24 protein-coding genes are annotated in these 26,638 nt (G+C 73.2%); 15 read left to right on the top strand and 9 right to left on the bottom strand.

Annotation, left to right across the window (positions count from 1 at the left end; translation table 11 throughout):
- Positions 1-17: 17 nt before the first annotated feature.
- The 3 genes from AB0O19_RS34595 (at position 18) to AB0O19_RS34585 (ending at position 3,870) form a co-directional block, all read left to right on the top strand.
- Positions 18-2,144, top strand: a complete 2,127-nt coding sequence (locus AB0O19_RS34595) for a hypothetical protein (protein ID WP_363625256.1) — start codon at positions 18-20, stop codon at positions 2,142-2,144.
- 9 nt (positions 2,145-2,153) lie between these two features.
- A complete protein-coding gene (locus AB0O19_RS34590; RefSeq protein ID WP_363625254.1) occupies positions 2,154-3,233 on the top strand; it encodes a hypothetical protein in 1,080 nt (359 codons plus the stop codon).
- A 91-nt stretch (positions 3,234-3,324) separates the two neighbouring features.
- Positions 3,325-3,870 (top strand): GNAT family N-acetyltransferase, encoded by a 546-nt coding sequence (locus tag AB0O19_RS34585; protein WP_363625252.1) that lies wholly within the window; start codon positions 3,325-3,327, stop codon positions 3,868-3,870.
- Between the two features lie 106 nt (positions 3,871-3,976).
- Here AB0O19_RS34585 and AB0O19_RS34580 read toward each other — a convergent pair whose 3' ends face one another.
- Both AB0O19_RS34580 and AB0O19_RS34575 read right to left on the bottom strand, forming a co-directional pair.
- A complete protein-coding gene (locus AB0O19_RS34580) occupies positions 3,977-4,360 on the bottom strand; it encodes a DUF5955 family protein (RefSeq protein ID WP_363625250.1) in 384 nt (127 codons plus the stop codon).
- Positions 4,361-4,385: 25 nt separating this feature from the next.
- Positions 4,386-6,185 (bottom strand): hypothetical protein, encoded by a 1,800-nt coding sequence (locus AB0O19_RS34575; protein ID WP_363625248.1) that lies wholly within the window; start codon positions 6,183-6,185, stop codon positions 4,386-4,388.
- 377 nt (positions 6,186-6,562) lie between these two features.
- Between AB0O19_RS34575 and AB0O19_RS34570 the strand changes: the two genes are divergently transcribed.
- The 3 genes from AB0O19_RS34570 (at position 6,563) to AB0O19_RS34560 (ending at position 8,729) form a co-directional block, all read left to right on the top strand.
- Positions 6,563-7,762, top strand: coding sequence for a histidine kinase (locus AB0O19_RS34570; protein WP_363625246.1), 1,200 nt, complete (start codon positions 6,563-6,565; stop codon positions 7,760-7,762).
- Positions 7,759-7,902, top strand: coding sequence for a hypothetical protein (locus AB0O19_RS34565; RefSeq protein ID WP_363625244.1), 144 nt, complete (start codon positions 7,759-7,761; stop codon positions 7,900-7,902). The genes AB0O19_RS34570 and AB0O19_RS34565 overlap by 4 nt, the downstream gene beginning before the upstream one ends.
- Before the next feature lie 179 nt (positions 7,903-8,081).
- Positions 8,082-8,729 carry a Pr6Pr family membrane protein gene (locus AB0O19_RS34560; protein WP_363371201.1) on the top strand — a complete coding sequence of 216 codons (648 nt, stop codon included), beginning with the start codon at positions 8,082-8,084 and terminating at the stop codon, positions 8,727-8,729.
- Between the two features lie 86 nt (positions 8,730-8,815).
- On the opposite strand, the gene AB0O19_RS34555 is transcribed toward AB0O19_RS34560, so the two are convergent.
- Both AB0O19_RS34555 and AB0O19_RS34550 read right to left on the bottom strand, forming a co-directional pair.
- Positions 8,816-9,190, bottom strand: a complete 375-nt coding sequence (locus AB0O19_RS34555) for a toxin Doc (protein ID WP_363625242.1) — start codon at positions 9,188-9,190, stop codon at positions 8,816-8,818.
- A gap of 22 nt (positions 9,191-9,212) precedes the next feature.
- Positions 9,213-9,425: a hypothetical protein gene (locus AB0O19_RS34550; protein ID WP_063351004.1), complete on the bottom strand. Its 213-nt coding sequence runs from the start codon at positions 9,423-9,425 to the stop codon at positions 9,213-9,215.
- Positions 9,426-9,745: 320 nt separating this feature from the next.
- On the opposite strand from AB0O19_RS34550, the gene AB0O19_RS34545 reads away from it, so the two are divergent.
- Positions 9,746-11,179 carry a S41 family peptidase gene (locus AB0O19_RS34545; protein ID WP_363625240.1) on the top strand — a complete coding sequence of 478 codons (1,434 nt, stop codon included), beginning with the start codon at positions 9,746-9,748 and terminating at the stop codon, positions 11,177-11,179.
- 42 nt (positions 11,180-11,221) lie between these two features.
- On the opposite strand, the gene AB0O19_RS34540 is transcribed toward AB0O19_RS34545, so the two are convergent.
- The gene (locus AB0O19_RS34540) at positions 11,222-12,829 is read right to left on the bottom strand and encodes an ABC-F family ATP-binding cassette domain-containing protein (protein ID WP_363585689.1); all 1,608 of its coding nucleotides are present in this window, start codon (positions 12,827-12,829) and stop codon (positions 11,222-11,224) included.
- A 528-nt stretch (positions 12,830-13,357) separates the two neighbouring features.
- Between AB0O19_RS34540 and AB0O19_RS34535 the strand changes: the two genes are divergently transcribed.
- From AB0O19_RS34535 to AB0O19_RS34520, 4 genes are all read left to right on the top strand, one after another.
- On the top strand, positions 13,358-14,590 hold the full coding sequence (locus AB0O19_RS34535) for a hypothetical protein (RefSeq protein ID WP_363625238.1): 1,233 nt from the start codon (positions 13,358-13,360) through the stop codon (positions 14,588-14,590).
- Between the two features lie 104 nt (positions 14,591-14,694).
- Positions 14,695-16,332 (top strand): ABC-F family ATP-binding cassette domain-containing protein, encoded by a 1,638-nt coding sequence (locus AB0O19_RS34530; RefSeq protein WP_363625236.1) that lies wholly within the window; start codon positions 14,695-14,697, stop codon positions 16,330-16,332.
- A 121-nt stretch (positions 16,333-16,453) separates the two neighbouring features.
- Positions 16,454-17,128 carry a nitroreductase family protein gene (locus AB0O19_RS34525; protein ID WP_363625235.1) on the top strand — a complete coding sequence of 225 codons (675 nt, stop codon included), beginning with the start codon at positions 16,454-16,456 and terminating at the stop codon, positions 17,126-17,128.
- A gap of 140 nt (positions 17,129-17,268) precedes the next feature.
- On the top strand, positions 17,269-17,889 hold the full coding sequence (locus AB0O19_RS34520; RefSeq protein WP_363625233.1) for a GNAT family N-acetyltransferase: 621 nt from the start codon (positions 17,269-17,271) through the stop codon (positions 17,887-17,889).
- Positions 17,890-17,984: 95 nt separating this feature from the next.
- Here AB0O19_RS34520 and AB0O19_RS34515 read toward each other — a convergent pair whose 3' ends face one another.
- Positions 17,985-18,938, bottom strand: coding sequence for an aldo/keto reductase (locus AB0O19_RS34515; RefSeq protein WP_363625232.1), 954 nt, complete (start codon positions 18,936-18,938; stop codon positions 17,985-17,987).
- 507 nt (positions 18,939-19,445) lie between these two features.
- Between AB0O19_RS34515 and AB0O19_RS34510 the strand changes: the two genes are divergently transcribed.
- Together AB0O19_RS34510 and AB0O19_RS34505 are read left to right on the top strand one after the other, a co-directional pair.
- Positions 19,446-20,042 carry a choice-of-anchor C family protein gene (locus AB0O19_RS34510; protein WP_363625230.1) on the top strand — a complete coding sequence of 199 codons (597 nt, stop codon included), beginning with the start codon at positions 19,446-19,448 and terminating at the stop codon, positions 20,040-20,042.
- A 597-nt stretch (positions 20,043-20,639) separates the two neighbouring features.
- Entirely contained in the window at positions 20,640-22,157 is a 1,518-nt protein-coding gene (locus tag AB0O19_RS34505) for a carbohydrate binding domain-containing protein (RefSeq protein WP_363625228.1), read from the top strand.
- Between the two features lie 102 nt (positions 22,158-22,259).
- Here the strand turns inward: AB0O19_RS34505 and AB0O19_RS34500 are convergent, their stop codons facing one another.
- Positions 22,260-22,766 carry a hypothetical protein gene (locus AB0O19_RS34500; RefSeq protein ID WP_363625226.1) on the bottom strand — a complete coding sequence of 169 codons (507 nt, stop codon included), beginning with the start codon at positions 22,764-22,766 and terminating at the stop codon, positions 22,260-22,262.
- A 114-nt stretch (positions 22,767-22,880) separates the two neighbouring features.
- Positions 22,881-23,624, bottom strand: a complete 744-nt coding sequence (locus AB0O19_RS34495; protein WP_363625224.1) for an SDR family oxidoreductase — start codon at positions 23,622-23,624, stop codon at positions 22,881-22,883.
- A gap of 98 nt (positions 23,625-23,722) precedes the next feature.
- On the opposite strand from AB0O19_RS34495, the gene AB0O19_RS34490 reads away from it, so the two are divergent.
- Entirely contained in the window at positions 23,723-24,304 is a 582-nt protein-coding gene (locus AB0O19_RS34490; protein WP_363625222.1) for a TetR/AcrR family transcriptional regulator, read from the top strand.
- Positions 24,305-24,685: 381 nt separating this feature from the next.
- Here the strand turns inward: AB0O19_RS34490 and AB0O19_RS34485 are convergent, their stop codons facing one another.
- Positions 24,686-25,279: a TetR/AcrR family transcriptional regulator gene (locus tag AB0O19_RS34485; RefSeq protein WP_363625220.1), complete on the bottom strand. Its 594-nt coding sequence runs from the start codon at positions 25,277-25,279 to the stop codon at positions 24,686-24,688.
- 164 nt (positions 25,280-25,443) lie between these two features.
- Between AB0O19_RS34485 and AB0O19_RS34480 the strand changes: the two genes are divergently transcribed.
- Complete coding sequence (locus AB0O19_RS34480; RefSeq protein WP_363625218.1) at positions 25,444-26,463, top strand: hypothetical protein; 1,020 nt, start codon at positions 25,444-25,446, stop codon at positions 26,461-26,463.
- Positions 26,464-26,638 lie beyond the last annotated feature (175 nt).

The following is a 26,638-nucleotide window of genomic DNA, read 5'->3' as shown; positions in this document are numbered from 1 at the left end:
AGGGGGAACCCGGACACATGGTGTCCTTCAAGGAACTGCACGAGGCCGACTTCTCCGGGATCACCGACGCCGCCGAAGCCTGGGCCGGCGTCGCCAAGGCCCTCACCGCCCTGGACGGCCGGGTCGCCAAGGACCTCACCAGCACCGCGCAGCGGGCCGGTTGGAAGGGCGCGGCGGCCGACGACGCGACCAAGGTGCTCCAGACCGTCGACGGCGACTTCAAGCAGGCCTCGGCCGTCGCCACCGCCCTCGCCGCGATCATGAAGACCGCCGCCGAGGACTTCGCCGCCGCCCGCCGCGACCTCGACACGGCGATCCACGACGCCCAGAGCGACAACATGACCGTCGCCGCGGACGGCCAGGTCAACTGGACCCTGCCGAAGGAGACGAGGAACGACCCCGACGCCGAGAAGCTGGCTCAGACGCTCGCAGCCAAGGCCGAGGCCATCGCGGCCCGGCTGACGAAGGCCGTCGAGAAGGCCGACTCCGCCGACCAGCGGGCCACCGCCGCACTCCAGGGCGACATCGGCACCAGCACCACGGCCTTCAACCCCACGCCCTACGGCGGCGGCCCGGTCGCCGACGCCAACCGGGCCAAGGACCTGATGGCCAAGGCCGGCAGCCTCAGCGATCCGCAGCTGAAGCAGCTGCAGGACATCATGGCCGCCAACGCGGGCAACAAGGACTTCTCCACCACGCTGCTCAACGGCCTCGACTACGGCGGGAAGACCGGCCCGGACGCCCTGCTGGAGTACAGCAAGGTCTACGACGGCCTCGCCCACGGCAACCACAACGCCAAGGACTACCAGGACGTCTACGGCAACCTGTCGGTGGTGCTCGCCACGGCCACCCATGACGGAGGAATGGGCAAGGCCTGGGAGGACGGCCTGCTGGCCGCCGCCCGCCGCCCGGGAGGCTCGGCGGCGGGGTTCAACGACAACTACCCGGCGCTGACGGCGCTGATGGGGGCGAAGGGGACGTACGACAAGGCGTTCCTGCTCAAGGTCGGCAACGACCTGGTCGACTACGAGCGCACCAGCAAGACCAAGGGCGAGGACCTCTGGGGCCGCAACTGGGAGACCCTAGCCGACCAGACCGACCCCATGGGCGGTCTGATGAAGGCTCTGAGCCGCGCCCCCGATGCCTCGAAGGACTTCTTCGACCCCGGGAAGAGCAGGAACCTGGACTACCTCCTGCACGACCGGAAGTGGCCGTTCCAGGGATCCGAGCAGAACCTCGACAGCGGCCTCGCCCGCGACATCTCCCGCGCCGCGTTCGGTGACGCCCTGGAGGCCGCCACGACAGGTCGGGACCCCCATGGCAACCAGCCTCCGGTCCGCCCGCACGACGCGGCGATGGCGCGCATCATGTCCGAGGCCATCGCCTCGTTCGGCGGCGACACCGCAGGTCACGCGGCCGAACTGCCGTCCGTGATGCGTCGTCCGCTCGCCAACATGATCGCCGACTACGCGCCCGACACGTACGAGGTCCTCGGGAAGAAGCTCGGCGGACACTCCGAGACCAGCGGACTGGCCATCGACCGGGACCAGATGATCCGAGCCATCCGAGGAGTGGCCGAGGACCCGGAGGCGTTCCAGACCATCCACTACGCCGAGAGCCAGGAACTGGCCCGGCGGCTCGACACCTTCCCGACCGATGCGTTCAGGCCGGACAGCGCCGGGCGGCCCAACCCCAGGATCGAGGGGTTCGTCCACGAGGCCGGACAGGTCCTGGGCGTCCTCAGCGGCACCCAGTCGGATGTCATCACCCACCACCACGACGACGCGGTGTTCAAGAACAACTGGGCGGCGAAGGTGAACTACCACCTCATCGGCGCTCCGCTGACCCCCATCCCGGTCGTGGGGGACTACGTCCAGCGGCTCGTCGACGTCGGCACGTCGGAATGGGCGAACGGGCTCAACGCCGAGGAGGACAAGTCAACGCAGGAGCAGATGGCGAGGATGTTCTCCGCAGGTGAGAACCAACTCGACACCATGATCAGGAAGCGGGCCGAACTGGCCGGCCTCACCGACAAACAGATCGGCGACAGCGGCGGCGTGATGCAGAACCTGCTGTTCCAGGTGTCCAGCAGTTACAGCACCGGGGTCAACGGGACCTACCGCAATGCGCTGGGCGGACGCTGAGAGGGCGATATGAAGCAGGGAACGCAACAAGCGGACGAGGAGCCCGGGCACACGCAGGGCGCGGGCAAGCGCCTGGACGCCGCGCTGACTGCGCGTGGGTTCACCACCTGGCGGCTGCGAGTGCGGGCAGCAGCGGTGCTGTCCGTCTTCGTGGTGGGGGTGTCGTGGTTCCTGCTGTACCGGCTGACGAACGTCGGCGGGCCGGACAGCGTGTGCGACGGGGCGGCCACGGCGGGCCAGGTGCACGATGTGCTGGGGTCCGGGCGGATCAGTGAACACAAGCGCGAGAAGCACTCGACGATGGCGGCCTCCTCCGGCTACAGCTGCTCCGCCACGGTCAACTCCGGTCTGTTCGAGACGACCAAGAGGACCGTGTGGTTCACCATCGCACTCGACACCAAGGGCCCGCACGGCCTGGCCGCGCCGGATGCCCGACTGTTCTCCGGCGGCTCGGTCGGCTCGGTGACCCCGCAAAAGGCGTGGGCCCTGCTCCCCGAGGGGTGCGACAAGGGCCTGCGCGCCGAGGTGGAGACCATCGAGGAGGGCCGGGACGAGACCAGGGCCCGGCTGGCCGTGGCCTTCGCCAACAGGGCCGCCAAGGCGAACCGGTGCGCGGACCAGAAGCTGCCGATGCCGAAGAGCCTGTCGGCCAAGGGGGCCGAGGCGGCGCCGAACTGGGCCGAGCTCTGCGGCCTGCCCGGGTTCGCGCCCGCGAAGGACCCCGAGGCCCAATGGCCGTACCAGCAGCAGGTGACCACCGCGTCCGACCCGATCTGGTCCTGCACGATCACCAGGCGGTCATTGGGCACTCTGCCGCAGACCTTCGCGATCACGACGGAGCCACGGACCACCGCCCTGGACCAGAAGGAAGGCGCACGTCCGTCCGAATTCGGGCGGGCCCATCAGATCGGCAAGGAAACACCCGCCGAGCTGGTCGTCGCCTGCCACGGCAGGGACGTCTTCTTCTCCGTCGACGGCGGGTACGAACCCACCCTCGACAAGCACTACTTGTTCCCCGACCAGAAGGACCTGATGCGCCAGTTCCTGACCGCCGGGGGCAAGGCCATCGGGTGTGAGCCGATCCTGTAGCCGGGGCGGGTGGGCGGAAATGGTCGGGCGACTGTCGGGGTAATGGCCTATGGTGCGGTAGACCTATTACGCACGACACGGGGGAAGCGCCATGACCACCACCGGACCCGCCACCGGACCCGCCACCCGCACGATCGTCACCGCCTCCGAGCGGCTGGTCCTCGGCCGGCCCCAGGAGGGGGACGTGGAGGCGGTGTTCGCGATCCACGGGGATCCGGAGACCAACCGCTACAACCCCAACGGGCCCCACCGCGACCGGACGGCGAGCCGGGAGATGCTGGACGGCTTCGTCGCCGACTGGGCGCGGGACGGGGTGGGGTACTGCACCGTGTCCACCCGGGAGGAGCCGGAGGCCGTCATCGGGTTCGCCGGGCTCTACCTGCACACGCTGGACGGCGAGCGGGTGTTCAACCTCTACTACCGCTTCCGGCCGTCCGCCTGGGGCCTGGGCTACGCCGCCGAGGCGGCCCGGGCGGCGATGGCGGAGGCGCTGCCGCGCTTCCCCGGCGTGCCAGTGGTCGCCCTGATCCACCCGGACAACGTGCCGTCCCGCCGGCTCGCCGAGCGGCTCGGGCTGCTGCCGGACCCGGACGGCCGCACCGACGACGAGGGCCGGCTGATCCACCGGACGGCCTGAGCCCAGGGGCCGGGCCGAGGAGCCGGGCGAGCGGGCGAGCGGACGGGCGAGAGGCCAGAGGACGGGCGAGAGGCCAGAGGACGGGCGAGAGGCCAGAGGGCTGGCCTCAGAACCAGGGGGCGGCGGCCGAGGTCAGGGCCCGCAGGGCCTCGGTGAGGGCCGCCGCGGCCCCGAGGGCGCCGGTGAGCGTGAAGACGGCGCGCCTGACTCGGCCGCCGTCCGGCTGCCGGCCCTCAGGGGCGGCAGCCGCCAGCTCGTCGAGCGCCTGCCCGGCCACCTCCGCGGCGGCGGGCGGCAGTTCGTCCGGGGCGAGCGCCCGCAGCCGCTCGCGCAGCGCGTCCGCCGCCGCGAGCAGGGCGCGCAGTTCGGGTGCCTCGCCCGGGGTGGGGGCGGTCTGCCGGTGGGTGTACTCGGCGCGGGCGTGGCTGCCGCTCTGCACGATGCCCGTGACGTTCCCGGTGATGCTGATCCCGTGGCCGTCGTCGTTCACGCTGTTCCCCTGTTCCTGGTGCCGTTCAGTCCTGCCGGGTGCCGCCGACGCGCGGCGCCGGGGTGGTGAGCGTCCGGTACGAGGCGTTGGCCGCGTCCCCGGTCTGTACGACGCCGTGGACGTCGCCGTGCACCTGCACGCCGTTGTTGATCACCACGTGCTGCAACCGCTCCGCCCCGTCCGTCCGGTAGCCGTGGTCCCGCAGGCAGTCGCGGACGGCCGACACGATCCGGGCCCTGACGCACTTCACGTACCGCTGGACGTCCATCTCCTGGAACAGTTGCTGGTACGCGCGCTCCGCTCCCAGCTCCCGGACGGACAGCGTGGGGCCGTGGTCGACCAGCCGGTTCTCCCGGCACATCCGGGCGTAGCGGAGCGCGTTGCGCCCGACGGCGCGCCGGCTGCGCGCGGCGCGGCGCAGCACGCCGACCGAGCCCGCCACCAGAGCGGGCAGCGCCGCGAGGGACGCCGCGCAGAGGCCGAGCCAGTCGCCGAGATCGGCGGGCGGGGCCGCGGTGTCGATCGCGTGGTAGGCCCGCGCGATCGGCGGCAGCACGAAGGCCCTGCTCTCCAGGAACAGCTGCCCGCCCTGGAGTTGGGCCCGCACGAACACGGTGACGACGATCTCCTCGCGCCAGCCCGCGACCCGCACCGCCAGGTAGTGCCGCAGCCGTTCCTCGGCGGCGAGGTCGACGCTCTCCACCCACCAGTGCTCCGGGTCCGGCCCGCCCCCGTTCAGCGCGGCGGCGCAGTGGGCCGCGTACGGGGCGAGGGCGGCGAACGCGGTGCCGGGGCCGTGGCCGCACCAGTCGGCGGCGGGGCCGAGGCGCTTGCCGCTCTTGAACACGAGGTCGTGCACGGCGATCCCGTGCAGGCGGTCGCCCGGGTAGGCGGGTGTGTCGGCGGCGCCGAGGCGGGCGAGTTCGGTGCGCAGCCGGGCGTGGACGGCCGGAACGGTCAACGCCCGTGCGGTGGCCGCCGGTTCCGCCTGGGCCTCGGGCAGCGGGTCGTCGGGCAGCAGGTCGTCGGCGAAGGACCAGTGGTCGATCTCGATCCCGGCGCCGACGAAGGGCGCGTAGTCGCTGTAGACGACGTCGGGGTCGGCCTGCTGCCGCGCGAGCCGCCGGTACAGGTCCTTGCGGAGGGGGTCCTCGGGGGCGGCGGCCCGGCCGGTGCCGAGCTCGTACAGCGTCTGTTCGAGCCGCCGCCGGCCGGCCAGGGACACCGCGAACCAGACGGCCAGCAGGGCGGCGATCCAGTGCCACCCGAGCACCTCGACCGCGCCGAGCAGGCAGCCGACGGCCAGCCAGTTGCCGGTCCGGCGGCGCCGGGGCCGGTCGGACCGGATCAGCCAGGCCGCCACGAACACCAGGGGGACGGTCAGTTGCAGCAGCCAGAGCCGCAGCAGCACATCGAGCGCGTGCGGCACGTCGGTCTGACCGGACGCCATGAGGGAGACGGCGCCGCACACCGCGAGCACGGGCAGCACGGCCGCGGTCAGCAGGACCAGCACCGCCCGCCCCACCGCCTGCCGCCGCGCCGCGTAGCACTCCTTGAGCACCGCCGCCAGGTCGACCCCGGGGGTCGGCGGCGGTACCCGGTACGGGTGTTCGGCGAGTTCCTCGATCACCGCGTCCCGGAAGGCCGGGTCGAGGTGCGCTCCCGCCCGCAGGTAGGCGGTGGCGTCGCCGCGCGGCGCGCCGGTCTGGGCCTGGATGAGCTGCTGCAGCGAGTCGGGCACCGTCGGGGCGACCGGTGGCAGGGGCGGGTGCGGGTGCGGGTGCGGGTACCGAGGCGGCGGTACCGGTACGGACGGTTCGGCCATGGCGGTGTCCTCTCCCGTCCACCCGCGTGTCTCGTGAGGCGTGTGTCCGGGTCAACGACGCTCCCCCGGCCCGGGAGGAGGGTCGCAGGGCAAGATCCCCCTGGAGGGGGAGGGGGACCGTTCGCCGGGTTGACGCGTCGGCCCGGGGGGCGGCGGGACCGTGGACGGCATGAGGACCAGGGAGGACGCGCGGCGCCGGCCCGGGCTACTGCCAGCCCCGTCGGCGGGCGCGGTGGCGCCGGCCGGACGGGCGGCCGCGGGCCGCACCCCCGCTGACGCAGGGTCACCCGGGTGAACACGGGGGCGGGCGGCCGGATGCGGCGGGCGGCGGGGGCGCTGCTGGGGCGGCGGGCCCGGCTGCGCTGGGTGCACCCCTGGTGCTGGGCGGCGCGCCGCTGATGCCGTACTGGCTGCTCTCGGTGGTGATGCTCGGGGCGCTCAACCCGGACCAGGGGCAACTGCGCCAGACGCTCCTGCAGCTCACCGCGCTGTTCACCTCCCTGCCGATGGCCGCCGCCACCGCGCTGGTGCCGACCGGACGGGCACTGGAGGGGGCCGCGGCCCGGGCGCTGTGCGCGGCGCAGCGGCCCGAGGAACTGGCCGCTGGGCCGGCCCGCTCGTGGGCGGCGCGCCGACGCACCGCGCTCTGGTACGCGCTGCACCTCTTCTTCGGCGGTGTGGTGGCCGGGATGACGCTCGGCGGGACGCCGTTCGCGGTGGTGCTGCTGTTCTCCTTCACCGGCACCGAGGATCTCGCGAGGTACTGGGAGGGCCGCTTCCCCGGCTGGATGCTCACCGGCCCGGCGCTGGGCCTCGCCCTCCTGCTGCTGATCGTCGCCACCAACGCCAGCTGCGGCGCCCTGCTGGCCCGCTGGGCGCCGGCCCTGCTCGGCCCGACCCCGGAGGAGCGGCTGGCCGCCGCCGAACGCCGGGCCACCGTGCTCGCCCAGCGCAACCGGCTGGCCCGCGAACTGCACGACTCGGTCGGGCACGCGCTCAGCGCGGTCGGCATCCAGGCCTCGGCGGCCGCCCGGGTGCTGCGCACCGACCCGGACTTCGCCGCCGAGGCACTCCAGGCGATCGAGCGGACCACGCGAGCGGCCGTCGCCGAACTGGACGCCGTGCTCGGGCTGTTGCGCGAGGAGGAGGCCGACGCCGACCGGCCCGCCGGGCCGACGCTCGGCGGGCCGGACGACCTGCTGCGCCAACTCGCCCGCACCGGCGTGACGGTGGACGCCGAGCTGGCCCCGGGCCTGGCCCGGCTGCCCGCCGGGGTCTCCCGGGAGGCGTACCGGATCGTGCAGGAGGGCCTGACCAACGTGCTGCGGCACGCCGGGCCCGCGCCGGCCGGGCTGCGGGTCGTCCTGGCCGGGGGCCGGTTGGAGATCGAACTGATCAACCCGCTGGGCCCCGCCCGCCCGAGCCGCCCTGGCGGCGGGCGCGGGCTGCGCGGGATCGGGGAGCGCGGGATCGGGGAGCGCGCGACCGCCCTGCGCGGCGGAAGCACGGCGGGGCCGAGCGAGTGCGGGACGACGTGGCGGCTGGCCGTCTGGCTACCGGTGGGAGGGACACGATGAACGAGGACGACCACGGCGGGAGCGTGCACGGCGAGAGCGCGCACGGCGAAAGCGTGCACGGCGAGAGCCGCGACGGGGCCCGCGACGGCATCCGCGTGGTGATCGCGGCGTACGAGTCGGGCTTCGTCCTGCCGGGTTGAGCCGAGGGGGCCTCAGGGGCCGACGGGGCCGTTGGAGTCCAGCCGGGCTGCGGAGTCCGGCGGGTCCGGCCCCGAGCAGGACCGTTTCTTCCGTCCCCCCGCTACCTGCGAGTAGAGTGCGACGTTCCCCCTTAGCCGTCCGATACCTCCCGTATCGCCTGAAACGAACTGGTGGCCGCATGACAGTCCGGACCCGCCCCGCGCTGTGGTGGCGCATGGGCATCGTGCTCTCGGCGGGCCTCGGCCTGACCCTCGGAACCGCGCCGCTGGTGTTCTTCACCGTGCAGAGCAACGTCATCGTGCTCGGCTACTTCATCGGCGCCGTGTACTGGATGCTCAAGCGCGACACCGTGGACGCGCCCGCGCCCCGGCTGCGCGGCGCCGCCACCCTGTACATACTGATCACCGGGCTGGTCTCGCACGTCCTGCTCCAGCACGGCGCCAACCCGCTGCCCGGGCTGGTCAGCGGGCCGGACAAGCTCGCGCACTGGTCGTCGTTCTTCCTGCACTACGTGACGCCGGTGATGGTGATCGCCGACTGGCTGGTGCTGAAGCCGCGCAACGCGGCGGCCTGGAAGGACATCCCGCTCTGGCTGGCCTTCCCGCTCGGCTACGCGGCGATCGTGCTCGCCCGGAACGCGCTGTTCGACGACTACCCGACGCCCTACCCCTACTTCTTCTTCGACCCCACCACCAAGGGCTACGGCTACGTCTGGGGCCAGATAGCCCTGCTGACGGTCGAGTTCGTGGTGCTGGCCGCCGCCGTGGTCGGCCTGGACCGGCTGGGCACGCTGGTCGCGGGCAAGCTGAGGTCCGCCAAGTCCTGAATGCCCGGGCGCAGATGGCGCCCTTCCCGGGGTCGCCCTCTCCCGGGGGCTCCCTTCCCGGGCGACCGTCCGCGCGGCGGCCGGCCTCAGATCCGCCAGGAGCGGATCCGGTCGGCCGCCGCGAACACGTCCGCCCCGCCCGCCGCGATGTCGCGGGCCAGCTCGACCAGCGCCCCGTACGGCGGGTCGATGCCCTCCTTGGCCGCGTGCATGTACGCGGCCGTCGTCATGCAGGCGTACAGGTTGTTGCGCACCGGCAAGGGGCGCAGCAGCACGATGGTGTGCATCAGGGTGGCCGCGCACCAGGCGGCGTCGGCGTCGTGGCCGAGTTGCGCGGTGTTCACCCGGTGCCGGGCGACGGCGGCCTGGAGCGCGGAGTAGTCCCGCACGCTGAGGTCCTCCGGCGAGGCCAGCTCCTGCACGTCGAGCAGCCAGCGCAGGTCGACGTGGAGCGGCATCATCCCCGCACCCCCGCCGCGCCGTTCACGCCGCCGGCGCGTCCTCCGGGAACGCGGCGTCGAACTCCGCCCGGTGCGACTTCCAGAACGCCACCGCGTGGTCCACGAACACCCGCCGCTGCTGCTCCCGCACGCTCAGGTCGTGGATGTACGCCTTGATGCTCTTGCCGTCCGCGGCGGCGGCCTCGCGGATCGCGGCGAGCTCGTGCTCCGTGTACTCGATGTTGAGCGCAGGCATGGCGCCGATGGTACTGGAGCGCACCGGAGTTGGGACCACCGACGGAGGATTTTCACCCACCGTCAAAAGGGTTTGCTGTCGATACCCCCACGGAGTGGTTTCGGCGGAGCCGCGGGTAGCCCCGAAGTCGGGCGGGGGTCGGGCGCGCGGGATGACGCCGGGGCGGTGGGGGCCGCCGTAGCGTCGGGGGCAAGGCGGCGGAGCGGTTCCGCGGGGGAGGCCGGGCGGTTCGGCGGAGGCCGGAGATGACGCGCAGGGCAGTGGGCAGGGCCGCAGCGAGCAGGACGACGCCGAGCCGGGCGACGGCGAGCGGGGCGGCAGTGGGCAGAACAGCGGTCGGCAGGGCGGTGGCGGCCACGGCGGTGGCGCTCGCGACGACGGTCACGGTGGCGGCGCCGGGGGTGGCCGCGACGCGGGCCGACGGCCAGGACAGGCGGGGCAGGTCCCTCCAGGGGGTCTGGCAGATGGACGGGTACGGCCTGGTGGCCGTGGTCTCCGGGAGCAGCCTGGCCACCTACGACGTGACGACGCACAGCTGCGTGCCGGGGTGGATCACCGGGACGCAGGACGGCGCCCCCGGCCGGGACGGCACCGTCCGGTACGTCCTGGGCGACAACGCCCTCACCCTCACCCCGCAGCCGGGCGGGCGCCGGGCGATCGACGTCGAGGAGGGCGGGACGGGCACCAAGACGCTGCGTCGTCTGGACGCGCTGCCGGCGCTGTGCACCCGGCCCTCCCCCAACGACCCGCTCGCGGTCTTCGACCGGTTCTGGGAGACCTTCGAGGAGAACTACCCCTTCTTCGCCGCCAAGGGGATCGACTGGCACGCGGCCCGCGACGAGCAGCGCGCGAAGATCACTCCGGCGACCACCACCGACCAGCTCCAGCAGATCTTCATCGACCTGCTGACCCCGCTCAAGGACGCGCACACCAGTCTGGCCCGGGTGACCGGCACCGGCCCGACCGGCGTCTACTCCGGCCGGCGCGACGGCTCGCTGAAGTCGACGCCCGCCCTGCGGGACGCGGCCCGCAAGGCCGTCGACGCACAACTGACCGGCACCGAACAGGAGTTCGGCGTCAACGCGCAGGGGGTGAGTCGGCTGGGCGTGGGCCGGCTCCCGGACGGCGTCGGCTACCTGCGGGTGAGCGGCTTCGACGGTTACGCGACCGGCGGATTCGCCGCCCAGGCCAAGGAGCTCGACCGGGCCCTGGACGCCCTGCTCGCCGACCCCGACCGGCTCAACGGCCTGGTGATCGACGTCCGGCTGAACGGCGGCGGCTCGGACGCGCTCGGGCAGCAGATCGCCGCCCGGCTCACCGACCGCCCGTACGTCGCCTACCGCAAGGTGGCCCGCGACGACCCGGCCGACCCCACGAAGTTCACCCGGCCACAGCCGGTCGTGGTGCGGCCCGCGCGCACCGAGCACTTCACCGGCCCCGTCGCCCTGCTCACCTCCTCGCTGTCGATCAGCGCCGCCGAGACCTTCACCCAGACCCTGATGGGCCGCTCCCCGCACGTCGTCCGGATCGGCGAGAACACCCAGGGCGTCTTCTCCGACGTGCTGGTCAAGACCCTCTCGCCGGACTTCATGGTGGTGCTGCCGAACGAGAAGTACCTCACGCCCGACGGCAGCACCTTCGACGGCCCCGGCATCCCGCCGGACATCCGCACACCGGTGTTCACCGATGAGGAGTTGGCCGGGCTCAAGGACTCCGCCCTGAGCACGGCCCGCCGCGTCCTCGCCGAGCAGTAGCGGCCGCGTCGCGGGCGAGGCCGCCCGCGACGTACCGGTCCCCTACATCGGATCCACCCCCCGCAGTTCGCCGTCCAGCTCCAGCCACCGGGTGAGGCCCAGGCCGCGCAGGAACGGCACGTCGTGGCTGGCCACGATCAGCGCGCCCTGGTAGGCGGCGAGCGCCTGGGTGAGCTGGCGGACGCTGGCGAGGTCCAGATTGTTGGTCGGCTCGTCGAGCAGCAGCAGCTGCGGCGGCGGGTCGGCCAGCAGCAGCGCGGCCAGGGTGGCCCGGAACCGCTCGCCGCCGGAGAGGGTGGCGGCGGGCTGGTCGGCCCGGCCGCCGCGGAACAGGAAGCGGGCCAGCCGGGCACGGATCGCGTTGTCCCCGGCGGCGGGGGCGAACAGCTTGACGTTCTCCGCCACGGTCAGCTTGTCGTCCAGCAGGTCGAGCCGCTGCGGCAGGTGGCGCAACGGCACCGGCGTGCTGACCTCGCCCTCCAGCGGGGCGAGTTCGCCCGCGATGGTGCGCAGCAGGGTGGTCTTGCCGGAGCCGTTGCGGCCGACCAGGGCGATCCGCTCGGGGCCGCGCAGGTCGAGGTCGGCGGTGGTGCCGTAGGGCAGCCGGACCTTCTGCAGAGTGAGCACGGTGCGCCCGACCGGGACGGCCGTGCGCGGCAGGTCGATCCGGATCTCGGCGTCGTCGCGCACCGCCTCCTCGGCGGCGGTGAGCCGCTGCCGGGCCTCCTCCAGCCGCTCGGTGTGCATGCCCTGGAGCCGCCCGGCCGTCTCCTGGCCCTGGCGTTTGAGCTTGCCCGCGAAGATGTGCGGGTCGTTGCGGGTGACCGAGCGCTTCTTGCCGTAGCTGGCGCTGCGGTCCAGCCGGGTGCGGGCCTCGGTCAAGTCCCGTTTCTGGCGCTCGACGTCGGCCTCGGCGTTGCGCAACAGCCGCTCGGCGGTCTCCTGCTGGGCGGCGAGGGTGCGCTCGTACTCGGCGAAGTTGCCGCCGTACCAGGTGACCGCGCCGTCCCGCAGGTCGGCGATCTGGTCGACGTGCTGGAGCAGTTCGCGGTCGTGGCTGACGATCAGCATGACGCCGTGCCAGCCGGCGACCGTCTCGTAGAGCCGCTCCCGGGCCGTCCGGTCCAGGTTGTTGGTGGGCTCGTCGAGCAGCAGGACGTCGGGGCGGCGCAGCAGCAGGGCGGCGAGGCGCAGCAGGACGGCCTCGCCGCCGGAGAGCTCCCCGGTGGTGCGGTCGAGGCCGAGGCGGTGCAGGCCGAGCCGGTCGAGGGTGGCGCGGGCGCGCTCCTCGACGTCCCAGTCGTCGCCGACGGCGTCGAAGTGGCGCTGGTCGGAGTCCCCGGACTCGATGGCGTGCAGTGCCTCACGGGTGGCCCGGATGCCGAGCGCCTCGTCCACCCGCACGGTGGTGTCCAGCGTCAACCCCTGGGGCAGGTAGCCGAGTTCGCCGTCGACCCGGACGGTGCCGCCGGTCGGGGTCAGCTCGCCGGCGATCAGCCGCAGCAGGGTGGACTTGCCGGCGCCGTTGAGCCCGATCAGGCCGGTGCGGCCGGGGCCGACGGCGAGGTGGAAGCCGTCGAGGACGGGCTTGCCGTCGGGCCACTCGAAGGTGAGATCGGTGCAGAGGACGGCGGTGGTGGGTTGTGCCATGGAAGGCCTCCCGGGTGGTTGCCGAAGGGAACGATGAGCAACACGGGGAGACACCGCGGGTGCGGGCCGGTACGGCCGGGGGAGGGCGGGGCGGATCCGGATCAGCCGGATCGGGCTCGCCACGGGGCCGTGACTGAGGTCGCACACTCGCACACCGCGCGGCGAAGGGCCTGCGCGGCGGGGGCGGTGTCTCGGGACCTCAGTAGAGCAACGGCCTTCTCCTTGTCTGGCGGGTGACTCCGTCCACGCTACGCACGGCGCCGGACCCGGGCAACCGAATTTCGGCGCGCCGGAAAGCACCCCTGGACACGCGTCGGGAAGCGGCTCGCCCGACCGGATTCCGGGCGCCCGGAGGAGGGCGGGTGCCGGTCCGGTGCCGATCCGGTGACGGCCCCGCCCCAGTCCGGGGGCGTGCGTAAGAGGCCTTTATCCGCATGGCAGACTCCTCCCCTGCCACGCCTGCGGCTCCCCGGAGCCGTACCCGAGGAAGGGGTCGCGTGGCGGTTATTCACAGGGGGATTTGAACTCATGTCACCGATGTACCGGCCGAACCGTGCCGTCCTGGGCGCCTCCGTCGCCGCGCTGACCGTGCTGGCCGCGACCGCGTGCGGCCCGGACAACAGCGACCCGGTCACGGCCCGGACCACGGCTCCGACGGTCGCGGCCGGCGCCACCGGCAAGCCGGGCGCGGCGCCGATCAAGCTGCCGACCGCCGAAGAGCTGAAGACCTGGAAGTTCGAGGACTGGGACAAGTGGGCCCAGCAGAACGTGATCACTCCGGCGGTCAAGGGCTACTGGACCCTGCAGCGGATCCTGAACGCCAAGCCCAAGCCGATGCCGCAGCCGCAGCCCGACCCGGCGCAGCCGCCCGCCCAGCCGACCGGCGCGGCCCCGGCCCAGCCGACCTCGAAGCCGGCCGCCCCGGCCCCGGCGCAGCCCACCACCGCCCAGCCCCCGAGCACCGGCGACGCGCTGCCCACCGTCATCGAGGCCAAGCCGACCCAGCACCCGTTCGCGAAGAACCTGCACGTCAACGGCAAGCTCTTCTTCAAGGACGGGAACGAGGACTACGTGTGCTCCGGCACCGTCGTCTCCGACCCGGCCAACCCCGGCAAGAGCAACCTGGTCTGGACCGCCAGCCACTGCCTGAACGGCGGCAAGGGCGGCACGTACTACACCAACATCTCCTTCGCCCCGGCCTACAACAGCAACGGCCTGCTGAGCGGCGGCAAGCAGGCCAACGAGACCGACGCCGAGCCGTACGGCGAGTGGGGCGCGACCGCCGGCATGGTCTCGCCGCAGTGGTCGGCCGAGGCCGACCCGGAGCACGGCGGCCCGTGGAGCCAGTACGACTTCGGGATCATCAAGGTCGCCAACCCGAGCGGCGACGGCAAGTCGCTGGAGGAGACCGTCGGCGGCTCCGTGCCGATCTGGTTCAACGCCCCGCGTGAGCAGCTCAGCAGCGTCAGCGCCTACGGCTACCCGGCCGGCAAGCCGTTCGACGGCGTCGAGCTGGACCACTGCGACAGCGGGAAGCCGGTGAAGAAGACCGGCGACCCGAGCCGCCCGGCGATGCTGATGATCGGCTGCAACATGACCGGCGGCAGCAGCGGCGGCGGCTGGGTCGCCGCCAAGGACGGCAAGCCGGCCCTGGTCAGCGACACCTCGATCGGCAACGGCGCCAGCACCTGGGAGGCCGGCCCGTACCTGGACGACGTGGCGGCCCGGATGTTCGACTACTTCTCGAAGAAGTCCAAGTGACCTCCTGACCGGCCCGCGCGGCCGGTCCCCGGGGTCGCGGCAGCCGCGCCGCGGCCCCGGGCTTTTCCGCCACCCGGCCCGCTCCTCCTACAATCGGGCTCATCATGAGCGCCACACTCGTAGTCAAGGACCTCGCCGCCGGTCACGGCGAACGCACCCTCTTCTCCGGCCTGGACCTGGTCGTCGCCCCCGGTGACGTGATCGGCCTGGTCGGCGTGAACGGCGCCGGCAAGTCGACGCTGCTGCGGCTGCTGGCCGGGCTGGACACCCCCGAGGGCGGTTCGCTGCGGCTCAGCCCGGCGAGCGCCAACATCGGCCACCTGCCGCAGGAGCCGGAGCGGCGCGAGGGCGAGTCGGTGCGCGACTTCCTGGCCCGCCGCACCGGCGTGGCGGCCGCACAGACCGCGCTGGACGAGGCCACCGAGGACCTGGTCGAGGGCCGCCCGGGCGCCGACGACGCGTACGCGGCGAGCCTGGACCGCTGGCTGGAGCTGGGCGGCGCCGACCTGGAGGAGCGCGCCGAGGAGGTCGCCGACTCGCTCGGCCTGAAGGTCTCGCTCGACCTGCCGATGACGGCGCTGTCCGGCGGCCAGGCCGCCCGGGCCGGCCTCGCCTCGCTGCTGCTCTCCCGCTACGACGTCTTCCTGCTGGACGAGCCCACCAACGACCTCGACCTCGACGGCCTGGAGCGGCTGGAGGCCTTCGTCAAGGGCCTGCGCGCGGGCACCGTGCTGATCAGCCACGACCGCGAGTTCCTGGCCCGCACCGTCACCAAGGTGCTGGAGCTGGACCTGCACCAGCAGCAGGTCAACCTGTACGGCGGCGGCTACGAGGCGTACCTGGAGGAGCGCGCGGTGGCCCGCCGGCACGCCCGCGAGGAGTACGACGAGTACGCCGACACCAAGGCCGGGCTGGAGGCCCGGGCCCGGATGCAGCGCGGCTGGATGGAGCACGGCGTGCGCAACGCCCGCCGCAAGTCCTCCGACAACGACAAGATCGGAAAGGCGCAGCGCGCCGAGTCGACCGAGAAGCAGGCCTCCAAGGCCCGGCAGACCCAGCGGATGATCGAGCGGCTGGACGTGGTCGAGGAGCCGCGCAAGGAGTGGGAGCTGCGGATGGAGATCGCCACCGCCCCGCGCTCCGGCTCGGTGGTCGCCACCCTGCGCGCGGCCGTCGCCCGCCGCGGCGACTTCGCCTTCGGCCCGGTGGACCTCCAGATCGACTGGGCGGACCGGGTCGCCATCACCGGCGCCAACGGCGCGGGCAAGTCGACGCTGCTGGCCGCCCTGCTCGGCCGGCTCGAACTCGACGGCGGCAGCGCCTCGTTGGGCTCCGGCGTGGTGGTCGGCGAGGTGGACCAGGCGCGCGGGCTGTTCCTCGGCGGCGAGCCGCTGGCGGACGCCTTCGCCGCCGCCGTCCCGGAGCTCACGCCGGAGGAGGTGCGCACCCTGCTGGCCAAGTTCGGCCTCAAGGCGGTGCACGTGAAGCGCCCGGCCGGCACCCTCTCCCCCGGCGAGCGCACCAGGGCCGCGCTGGCGCTGCTCCAGGCGCGCGGGGTCAACCTGCTGGTGCTGGACGAGCCCACCAACCACCTGGACCTGCCCGCGATCGAGCAGTTGGAGGCGGCGCTCGGCTCGTACACCGGGACCCTGCTGCTGGTCACCCACGACCGGCGGATGCTGGACACCGTCACGGTGAACCGGCGGATCGAGGTCCGGGACGGGCGGGTGCACGAGCTGTAGTCCCATCCGGCAGGGCGGCCCCGCCGGGCGGCCCTGCCGGATGGACCCGCCGGATGGACCTGATCTGCGGATTGGTCTCGACCTCTTCCCGGCACGGCCGTCATGTGCTGTGCTGTCGGCCATGGTTGACAGTGCAGTGGCAGGGACGCCCCACCCGACCGTCCCCCTCACCCCGATGACGGTGCCGGCCCACGAGGCCGAGGCCCGCAGCAGGTCCTTCCACGACGTGATGGCGCAGCGCCGGACCGTCCGCGACTACGCGACCCGCCCGATCCCGGACGGGGTCGTCGAGTGGGCGATCCGGACCGCCAACACCGCGCCCAGCGGTGCGCACATCCAGCCCTGGCGGTTCGTGGTGATCACCGACCCGGAGCGCAAGCGGCGGCTGCGCGAGGCCGCCGAGGCCGAGGAGCGCGAGTTCTACGCGCACCGGGCGTCGGAGGAGTGGCTGGCCGCGCTGGCGCCGATCGGCACCGACTGGCGCAAGCCGTTCCTGGAGGACGCGCCGGCGGTGATCGTGGTGTTCGAAGTGCACAAGGGGCCCGATTCGCCGCGGCCTTACTACACCAAGGAGTCGGTGGGGATCGCGGTCGGACTGCTGCTGGCCTCGCTGCACCAGGCCGGGCTGGCGACGCTGACCCACACGCCGAGCCCGATGAAGTTCCTCAACGAGGTCTGCGAGCGCCCGCTGGAGGAGCGCGCCGCGTACGTCATCCCGGTCGGCTACCCGGCCGAGGGGGCGCGGGTGCCGGATCTGCGGCGCAAGGAGCTGGACGAGGTGCTGATCCGGCTCTGACCGCCGGGCGTGTGCGCGCCCCGGTGCGCCGGGGGTGCGGCCGGGCGCGCCGGGGTGTGGCGGGGACCGGTGAGAGGCCTGGTGGGAGGCCGTCTGGAATTCATTGGTGACAGGTCCCGGCCAAGGACATAATCGCGGCCATGAGCCACCCGCAGTCACGGTCCTGCAAGTACCCGCCCGCCCCGCTCCACGTGCCCGCTCCCACCGCCGTCACCGCCGGGCGGCCGCCCGAGGAACTGCGGCTGCCCGGCGGGATCTCGCTGCTGCGCCGCCGCAGCACGCACGCGGTGGCGCTCAACAAGGCCGTCCGCGCCAACCTGGACCACCTGCGGCCCTGGATGGAGTGGGCGGCCGAGCCCCCCACCCGGGCGCAGACCGCCGAGCTGGCCCGGGCCGGTTCCCTCGCCTGGGAGGCCGGCACCGACTTCATGTACCTGGTCGGCCTGGACGCCGAACCCGGCGGCGTGGTCGGCGCCCTCGGCCTGCACGGCCGGATCGGCCCCGGCGCACTGGAGATCGGCTACTGGGTCGCCGCCCGGCACGCCGGCCGCGGCATCGCCACCACCACGGCCGGGGCGCTGACCGAGGCCGCCCTGGCGCTGCCCGGCATCGCGCGGGTGGAGATCCACTGCGACGAGGCGAACGGCGCCAGCGCGGCCGTCCCGCGCAAGCTCGGCTACCGGCTCGACCGGGTCGCCGAGGCCGCCGTCCGGGCTCCCGCCGAGACCGGGCGGCAGCTGATCTGGATCCGGGAGGCCTGACGGCGTTCCGAGGCGGGGCCGGCGACCCGGGCGGCCCGTGCCGCTCGGCACCGCTCGCCGCTCAGCACCCCTCGCCGTTGAGTACCGCTGGCCGCTCAGTACCGCTCGCCGGTCGGAGTCGGCAGCGCGTCCAGGTCGGCCAGGTCCGCAGCCGAGAGCACGACCTCGGCCGCGCCCGCGTTGTCCACCAGGTAGCGCGGCGTCTTGGTACCCGGGATCGGGAAGACGTACCGGCCCTGCGCCAGCACCCAGGCCAGCGCGACCTGCGCGGGCGTCGCGCCGATCCGCTCGGCGACCTCCTTGACCCTGCCGACCAGTGCCAGGTTCTCCTTCAGCGCGTCCTGCTGGAAGCGCGGCAGCCGGCGGCGGAAGTCGTCGGCGGGCAGTTCGTCGAAGGAGGCGATGCTGCCGGTCAGGAAGCCCCGGCCGAGCGGCGAGAACGGCAGGAAGGCGATGCCCTGCTCCTCGGTGTACGGCAGCACCTCGGCCAGCACGTCCCGGGTCCAGAGCGAGAGCTCGGACTGCACGGACGCCACCGGGTGCACCGACTGGGCCCGCTTGATCTCCTCGACGGTCACCTCGGAGAGCCCGATCCGGCGGGCCTTGCCGGCCGCGACGGTCTCGGCGAGGGCGCCCCAGGTCTCCTCGATCGGGACGGCCGGGTCGACCCGGTGCAGCTGGTAGAGGTCGACGTGGTCGGTGCCGAGGCGGCGCAGGCTGTCGTCGATCGAGCGGCGCACGTGCTCGGGGCTGCCGTCGCGGGCCGACTGGCCGGACCCGCCCGGGACGATGCCGACCTTGGTGGCGAGGAAGGCGCGTTCCCGGTACGGGCCGGCCAGCGCGGCGCCGACCACCTCCTCGTTGGTGTAGGGGCCGTACATGTCGGCGGTGTCGATCAGGGTGACACCGAGGTCCAGCGCCTGCCGGATCACCCGGACGGAGTTCTCGTCGTCCCGGTTCCGCACGTCGTAGGCCCAGGTCATCCCCATGCAGCCGAGGCCGATGACGCCGGTCTCCGGGCCGTTGGTACCGAACGTGGCGTTGCGCATGACGGTGCTCCGATCGTGGTGGTGTGCTTGGCCGCTCGCGGGGTGCTGCGGTGGATCAACGCGTCCAGCTTTCACCTTGGAGTGCACTCAAGGTCAAGCCCGTCCGGACGCGCCTCGGATCCGCCTCGGATCCGCCTCGGATCCACTTCCGATCCGCCGACCGCCAGAGGGGCCGTTGATCGTATGAGCGGCCCTCGGCTCACCCGGGGGTGGGATGCGCCCGAGGCGCAGGCGGAGCGCGTGCGACGGACCTCACCACCATGCGCGCGGACACGACCATCCGAACCGTGCGTTCGCACCACGGCCCGCCGCCGTGCGGGCGCAGGCCGGCCGCCCGGCCGACACCAGGTGATCACCCGTCAAACCGGCGCGCGGGAGCCCGTCTGCGGAACCTCCGCACCACCGGGCGCCATCCGCCCGGTCTTGGCAGGGCTCACGGCGACGGCGGACCCTCTGGGCACAGCCGATCATCGGCTCATCCAGTCGTATCCCGTTGGGGAGGAACCCATGACGTTCTCGCGCACCCGCCTCGCCGCCGTCGCCGTGATCGTGGCCGCCGCCACCGCCGTGACCGTCCCGGCGCAGGCCGCCGGCGGCCACCGCGCCCTCAGCCGCTTCGACGACGGAAGCTTCGAGTCGCCCAAGGCCCCGGCGAACAGCTTCGCCGAGTTCGGCGCCGGACAGACCATCGGCCCGTGGACGGTCACCACCGGCAGCGTCGACCTGATCGGCGCCGGGTTCTGGCAGGCCGCCGAGGGCGACCAGTCGGTGGACCTCAACGGCGCCACCACCGGCGCCGTCGCCCAGTCCTTCACCACCGTCCCGGGCGCCACCTACTCCGTGACGTACGCGCTGGCCGGCAACACGTCGGCCGCACCGACCGTGAAGACCGGCCGGGTGCTCGTCGACGGCCAGGACTTCCAGGACTTCTCCTTCGACATCACCGGCAAGACGCCGACCAACATGGGTTACGTGGGGCGCCAGTTCAGCTTCGTCGCGCGGAACGCCTCCACCACGCTGACCTTCGCCAGCACCAACGCGGGCGCGGCCGGCCCGGTCGTGGACGACGTCCAGGTCAAGGAGTGCAAGCCGTGCTGCGGGTGATCCGCTGAACCGCCAGCCCGCCCGCCGGTTCGAGACCAGCGGGCGGGCCTTCTCCTCCTTGCCGACCGTTGTTTCCCCCTCGCTTAAAGTGCTTCACCCCGCACGGCGAGCCCTGACAGGGTCAGTTACCGGAAGAGCTACGCCGAAGCCGAATGGGACGCTCAGGGTTCGCTGACCCGGACCATCGGCGCGGGCGCCATCACGGCAAGTGCCATCAGCGGCAACGGAATCGTGGGCGGGACGGCGTTCGTCGGGTCGACTCCGGGGCCCGGCCTTCACCGCCGTCGCTTTCGCGGCCGCCTCCTGCCGGGAGCCGAAAATCCTCCTGCCAGGGCGCCGGAGGTCGACAGGGGTGCCGTCCGAGGGCGCGGATCGGTGTTCCAGGAGCGGGATCCCGGAGCCTTAAACCGTTCCTAAAACCTTCCCACAGCGGGCTTCCGATGCCCCGGAAGTGCTTGACGTGCACAGCTGGTCTAGTCCAGTTTGATGCTCAGCACCGCGCTCCTCCCCCGCACCGGACCAGCCCCCCATGCTGCCGCCCGCCCCGCGTATCCCCCTTCGCGGCGCGGGCGGCCCCACGTCCCGAGAGGCACCCCCATGCCCAGCGCGCCCCAGCCCGCCCCCACGCACCGCCGCCCCGCCGGTCGCACCAAGCTGCTGAGCCTCGCCGCCGCCACCGCGCTCGCCGCCGGCGGCCTCGCCACGCTCGCCGGGAACGCCGGCGCCGCCGACGGCAACCTGCTGGCCAACCCCGGTCTGGAGAGCGGCACGCTCAGCCCGTGGAGCTGTTCCGGCGGGACCGGCAGCGTCGTCAACTCCGGTGCGCACAGCGGCAGCTACGCACTGAAGGGGGCGGTCGGCGCGAGCGACACCGCACAGTGCGGCCAGACCGTCACCGTCCAGCCCAACACCACGTACAACCTCAGCGCCTGGGTGCAGGGCCAGTACGTCTACCTGGGCGCCACCGGCAGCGGCGTCACCGACCCGGCCATCTGGACGCCGGGCGGCGCCAACTGGCAGCAGCTGTCCACCAGTTTCACCACCGGCCCGGCCACCACCAGCGTCACCGTCTACCTGCACGGCTGGTACGGGCAGGGCGCCTACCTCGCCGACGACATCACGCTCACCGGCCCCGGCGGCGGCAACCCCACCACCCCGCCGCCCACTTCGGGCACCCCGACCGGCGGCCCCACCGGCACGCCCACCGGCGGCCCGAGCACCCCGCCGCCGAACGTCGCCGTCCCCGTCGCGCCCTACATCGACATGGGCGCCTGGCCCACCCCGTCCATGCCCGACATGGCCAAGTCCGGCAACCTCAAGGCCTACACCATGGGCTTCGTCACCGGCGTCGGCTGCAAGGCCAGCTGGTTCAACGCCTACGACCCGCGCACCGGCTGGGCCAAGGACCAGATCGACGCGCTGCGCGCGGCCGGCGGCGACGTCAAGCTCTCCTTCGGCGGCGCCAGCGGCACCGAACTCGCCGCCGCCTGCACCACCGTGGACTCGCTGTTCGCCGAGTACGACGCCGTGGTCAACGCCTACAACCTGCGCTACGTCGACTTCGACATCGAGGGCGCGGCCATCGCCGACACCGCCTCCAACGACCGCCGCTCCGCCGCGCTCGCCAAGCTCCAGCAGGCCCACCCCGGCCTCAAGGTCTCCTTCACCCTGCCCGTCCTGCCCGAGGGCCTGACCGCCGAAGGCGTCGCCATCGTCAAGTCCGCCCGCGACGCCGGGGTCGCCGTCGACCTGGTGAACATCATGGCGATGGACTACTACCGGACCGGCACCGACTACGGCAACGCCGCCGTGCAGGCCGCCCAAGCCCTGTTCGGCCAGCTCAAGGCGCTCTACCCGGCGAAGACCGACGCCCAGCTGTGGGCCATGGTCGGCGTCACCCCGATGATCGGCGAGAACGACGACCACCAGATCTACAACCAGGCCGCCGCCCAGCAGTTGGTGACCTTCGCCCGGCAGAACCACCTCGGCCTGCTGGCCTTCTGGGACGCCACCCGCGACGCCAACGCCTGCACCGGCGGCTCGCTCTCCAAGTGCACCAACATCGCGCAGCAGCCGTACGAGTTCGCGAAGATCTTCGCCCAGTACGCGGGCTGACCGCGCCACCCGGGCCGACCCCCGCCTCGGCAGGGGTCGGCCCGGTGCCGAGGGCGTTCCTCAAGGGCCGCCAGGAGGCGAAGCGGTGACGGTGGCCGCGGCTCAGGTGTCGTAGCAGCCGTCCCACGGGGCGTGGAAGCCGAGGCCGTCGGGGTAGAGCTCGGCCCAGACCCCGCCCTCGCCGTCCTCGCCCTCTTCTTCCTCCTCCCCGTCCGTCTCGTCCTCCTCGTCCGTCTCGATGACCAGCCCGAACAGGGACCCCTCGACCCGGACGGCGAACGGCGCGATGGCGATGTCCCCGTACGCGCGACCGGGGAGGGCGTCGAGCCAGTCGGCGAGGAGTGCGCGGGCGGCCTCGACGGCCGCCTTCTCGCCGTCCGCCGTCGTGCCGGTCGAGTGGATGCGCGAGTCGAGGTGCCGGCCGGCGTCGTCGAAGCGGTGGAGCACCGCGAACCAGCGCTTCTGCGCCTGCCAGTTCCCGACGTCGGTCCCGACCTCCGGGAAGGCCGCCGTGACGGAGGCGAGGAACTGGCCGCCCTCGCACCGGCCGATGGTGCGGGTGCGGTAGTCGGGCTCGTACCGGATGGGGATCAGGTCGGGAACGCTCATGACCGAACCGTACGGCTGAGCTGTGACAACCCCCGGCCCGTAGCCGGCTCCGGCCCGCAGCAGTGCCCGGCCCGGAGCCGGCTGCGGGCCGGGCCCGGTCGGCCGACGGTTCGTTCAGCGCCCGGTGGGCAGGTTGGCCCCGCCCGTGCAGTCGAACACCACGCCCGTCACGAAGGTGTTGGCGGCCAGCAGGTGGATCGCCTGCGCGACGTCCTCGGCCCGGCCGACGCGGCCGACCGGGGTGGTGGCGGCGAGGCCGTCGAACAGCGCCGTCCGCTGCTCGGCCGGGACGCGGTCCCACCACGGGGTGTCGATGACGCCGGGCGAGACGGCGTTGATCCGCAGCGGGGCGAGTTCGACGGCCAGCGGCGGGACCATCGCCTCCAGCGCGCCGTTGATGGCGGCGAGTCCGGCGGTGCCGGGGAACGCGGCGCGGGCGGAGGCGGCGGTGATCAGCGTGACGGATCCGTCCGACCGCAGGTGCGGCAGCGCCGCCTGGAGGACGCGGACCTGCGGCCAGAACTTGGCGTCGAACCCGGTGGCGAGGTCGGCCAGGTCGAGCTGGGCGAACGGACCGCTGCCGGCCGCGCCGCTGACCGCGACGACCAGGTGGTCGACGGTGCCGGACTGGGCGAAGAAGGCCGCGACGGCCTCGGGGTCGGCCGCGTCCAGCTGGTGGCCGGTGGTCCTGCCGCCGATCCGGGCGACGGCGGCGTCCAGCCGGTCCCGGCCGCGGCCGGTGATCACGACCTCGGCGCCGTCCGCGGCGAAGGCGGTGGCCGCGGCCTCGCCGATGCCCGAGCTGCCGCCCATCACGACGACGCGCTGTCCGGTGAAGAGGTTTGACGTGGTGCTCATGGTGGCGTGTCCTTCATATTGTCGAGACCGCTAGTTCCGTCAATAATGTTATCGAGACTGATAGTCTTGTCAAGCGGGGGAAGAGGAAAGGGAACACGATGACCGAAGCCCGCCCGCACACCGGACGCCGCCGCAACGAGGCCGCCCACCAGGCGATCCTCGACGCGGCCCTGCACCTGCTCGCCGAGTCCGACGGCACCCCCGTCACCATCGACGCCATCGCCCGCAGCGCCGGCGTCGGCAAGCAGACCGTCTACCGCTGGTGGCCCTCCAAGGGTGCCGTCCTGCTCGACGCCCTCACCGACCGGGCCGACCAGGACGTCCCCGGCCCCGACACCGGCACCCTGCGCACCGACCTCCACGCCTTCATCGCCACCACCTTCGACGGCTCCCAGCGCGACACCACCGCCCCCGCCCTGCGCACCCTCGTCCGCGAAGCCGCCCGCGACCCCCACCTCGCCGACCTCATGCAGACCTTCACCGCCACCCGCCGCACCGCCCTGCGCGACCTCCTCGCCCGCGGCCGCGAACGCGGCGAACTCGCCGACGACACCGACCTCGACCTGATCGTCGACCAGGTCTACGGCGTCTTCTGGTACCGCTTCCTCCTCGGCCACGCCCCCCTCGACGCCACCGTCGCCGACCGGCTCACCAACTCCCTGGTCGCCGGGAACAGTTAGGCCCCGCTAGGCGGATCCTGCCGGACACGGACCCGAGGGCGTACCCGGGCAGCCCGGAGGGGCGGACCCTCGAAAAGGTGACGAAGGCGTTCGGGCTGGACCTGCCCGCGCGCGACCTTCAGGGCGTCGGGTTCCACGGATCGACGAAGCACCCCGGGGAGGTCCTGAACCTGAGCTTTCGGGCACCGAAGGACTGCCTGGACCGCTTCCTCGCCGACCCGGGGGCAGACCGAGCGGACGGTGTACCTGGAGGCCCGCCACCTCGGCGGTTCCTGAACCCGGAGGCCCGCGCCCGCCCTCGGCCCGCCCTCGACCCGCCCTCGGCCCGCCCTCAGCCCGACCGACGAGTCCCGCTGGGCGCCGCTCCAGGGCCGTGTCCGTTCAGACGTCCGACGGCCCGCGGCGCCGGATCAGCGGCAGGTAGACCTCGTCCACGATCTCGACCAGGACGTCGTCGGGCGCGGTCGGCACGCCCCGCACCACGAACTCGTTGCGCAGCAGCACCACCGCCACCGTGGCGACCCTGGGGTGGAGCGCCTCGGGGGCCGCTTCGCCGCGGGCGACCGCGCGCCCCAGGACGGTGAGCCAGGGGGCGGCCGCGGCCTCGCCGGACTGGTCCTGGAGCTGCGCCAGGAACTCCGCCGCGCCACCGGCGGCGGCCAGGAGTTCGCGCAGGATCGCGCCGAGCGGGGAGCTCCAGTGCCGGTTCGCCTGGCGGAGCAACTCCAGGGCGTCCCCACGTAGTTCACCGGTGTCGGGGGGCACGGCGGCGGTGGCCAGCTGCTTGTAGGCGGCGATGCCGAGGGCCAGGCGGTTGGGCCAACGGCGGTAGAGGGCGTTCTTGTTGGTGCCGGCGCGGGCGGCGACCTTGTCCATGGTCAGCCCGGCGAATCCGGACTCGGTGAGCTCCGCCACCGCCGCCCGGAGGATCGCCTCCTCCAGCGCCGCCCCGCGCCGCCGCGTCTGCCCGGCCATGGCCCTCGTCCCGTCCGATCCAGTCCGGCCCCGTCGCCGGTACCGCCGTCGATACCGCCCCCTACCCTCCCATCCTTCTTGTCCTCTCCGGCCCGCGCCAACTAGGGTACTGGCCGTACCGTATTTGCCTGCTCCCCGCCCCACCCCCAGGAAGGCAGGACACCGTGCGCGCCAAAGGCATCAGCTACGACACCGGATTCGTCAGGAACGGGTCGTACTCCCGCAGCCGGTTCGACCCGAAGGAGGTCGAACGCGAACTGCGCATCATCCGCGACGACCTGCACTGCAACGCGGTCCGCATCATGGGCGGCGACCCCGACCGGATCGAACTCGCCGCCGGACTCGCCGCCGACCTCGGACTGGAGGTCTGGTACTCCCCGTACCCGCTGGAACTCGCCACCGACGAACTGCTGGCCCTGTTCGCCGACTGTGCCGAGCGCGCGGAACGGCTGCGGCGGCGCAGGGCCGAGGTGGTGTTCGTCACCGGGGCCGAACTCAGCCTGATGAACCCGGGGTTCCTGCCCGGCGACACCACGGACGAACGCATCGCCCTGCTCGGCCGACCCGAGCTCGTCCGCGAACACCTCGGACCGGTCAGCGGCCGGGTCAACACGTTCCTCGACCAGGCCGTGGCCACCGTCCGCGAACACTTCGGCGGACGCGTCACCTACGCCGCCGTACCGCTGGAGCGCGTCGACTGGACGCCCTTCGACCTCGTCTCCCTCGACCTCTACCGCTCCGCCGAGACCGCCGACCGGTTCGCCGACGGCGTCCACGACCTGGCCGCGCAGGGAAAACCCGTCGCCATCACCGAGTTCGGCTCCGCCGGCTACCGCGGCGCGGGCAACCGGGGCGCGCTCGGCCTGGACATCGTCGAGTACGACGCCGAGGGCCCCGTCCGCCTGAAAGCCGCGTACGAGCGCGACGAGGCCGGCCAGGCCGCCTACCTGCGCGAACTGCTGGAGGCCTTCGACGCCGGCGGCATCGACGCCACCTTCGTCTTCACCTTCGCCCTCTACGACCACGTGCACCGCCCCGACGCCGACCCCCGCGACGACCTCGACCTCGCCAGCTACGGCATCGTCAAGGTCTACGAGGACCGCCCCGGGACCACCTACCCCGACCTCCCCTGGGACCCCAAGGCCGCCTTCACCACCCTCGCCACCTACCACCACACCCACTGACCAGGCCCCGCCCGCGCACCGCCCGCGCACCGCCCGCAGGAAAATATGCAGACCGGTCTACTGATCCCCACCCTCACGCGCCGCCCACCCACCCCGCCTCGCGCAGGAAGTCGGCCGGCGAGCCAGGCCAGCCGGTGCGCCGGGTCGGGCAGGGGCAGCACGCCCAGGGTGAGGC

This window comes from Kitasatospora sp. NPDC091276, from assembly GCF_040684355.1.
Taxonomy (GTDB): domain Bacteria; phylum Actinomycetota; class Actinomycetes; order Streptomycetales; family Streptomycetaceae; genus Kitasatospora.
Note: the sequence above shows the minus strand (reverse complement) of the source record. Positions and strands in the feature narration are given on the sequence as shown.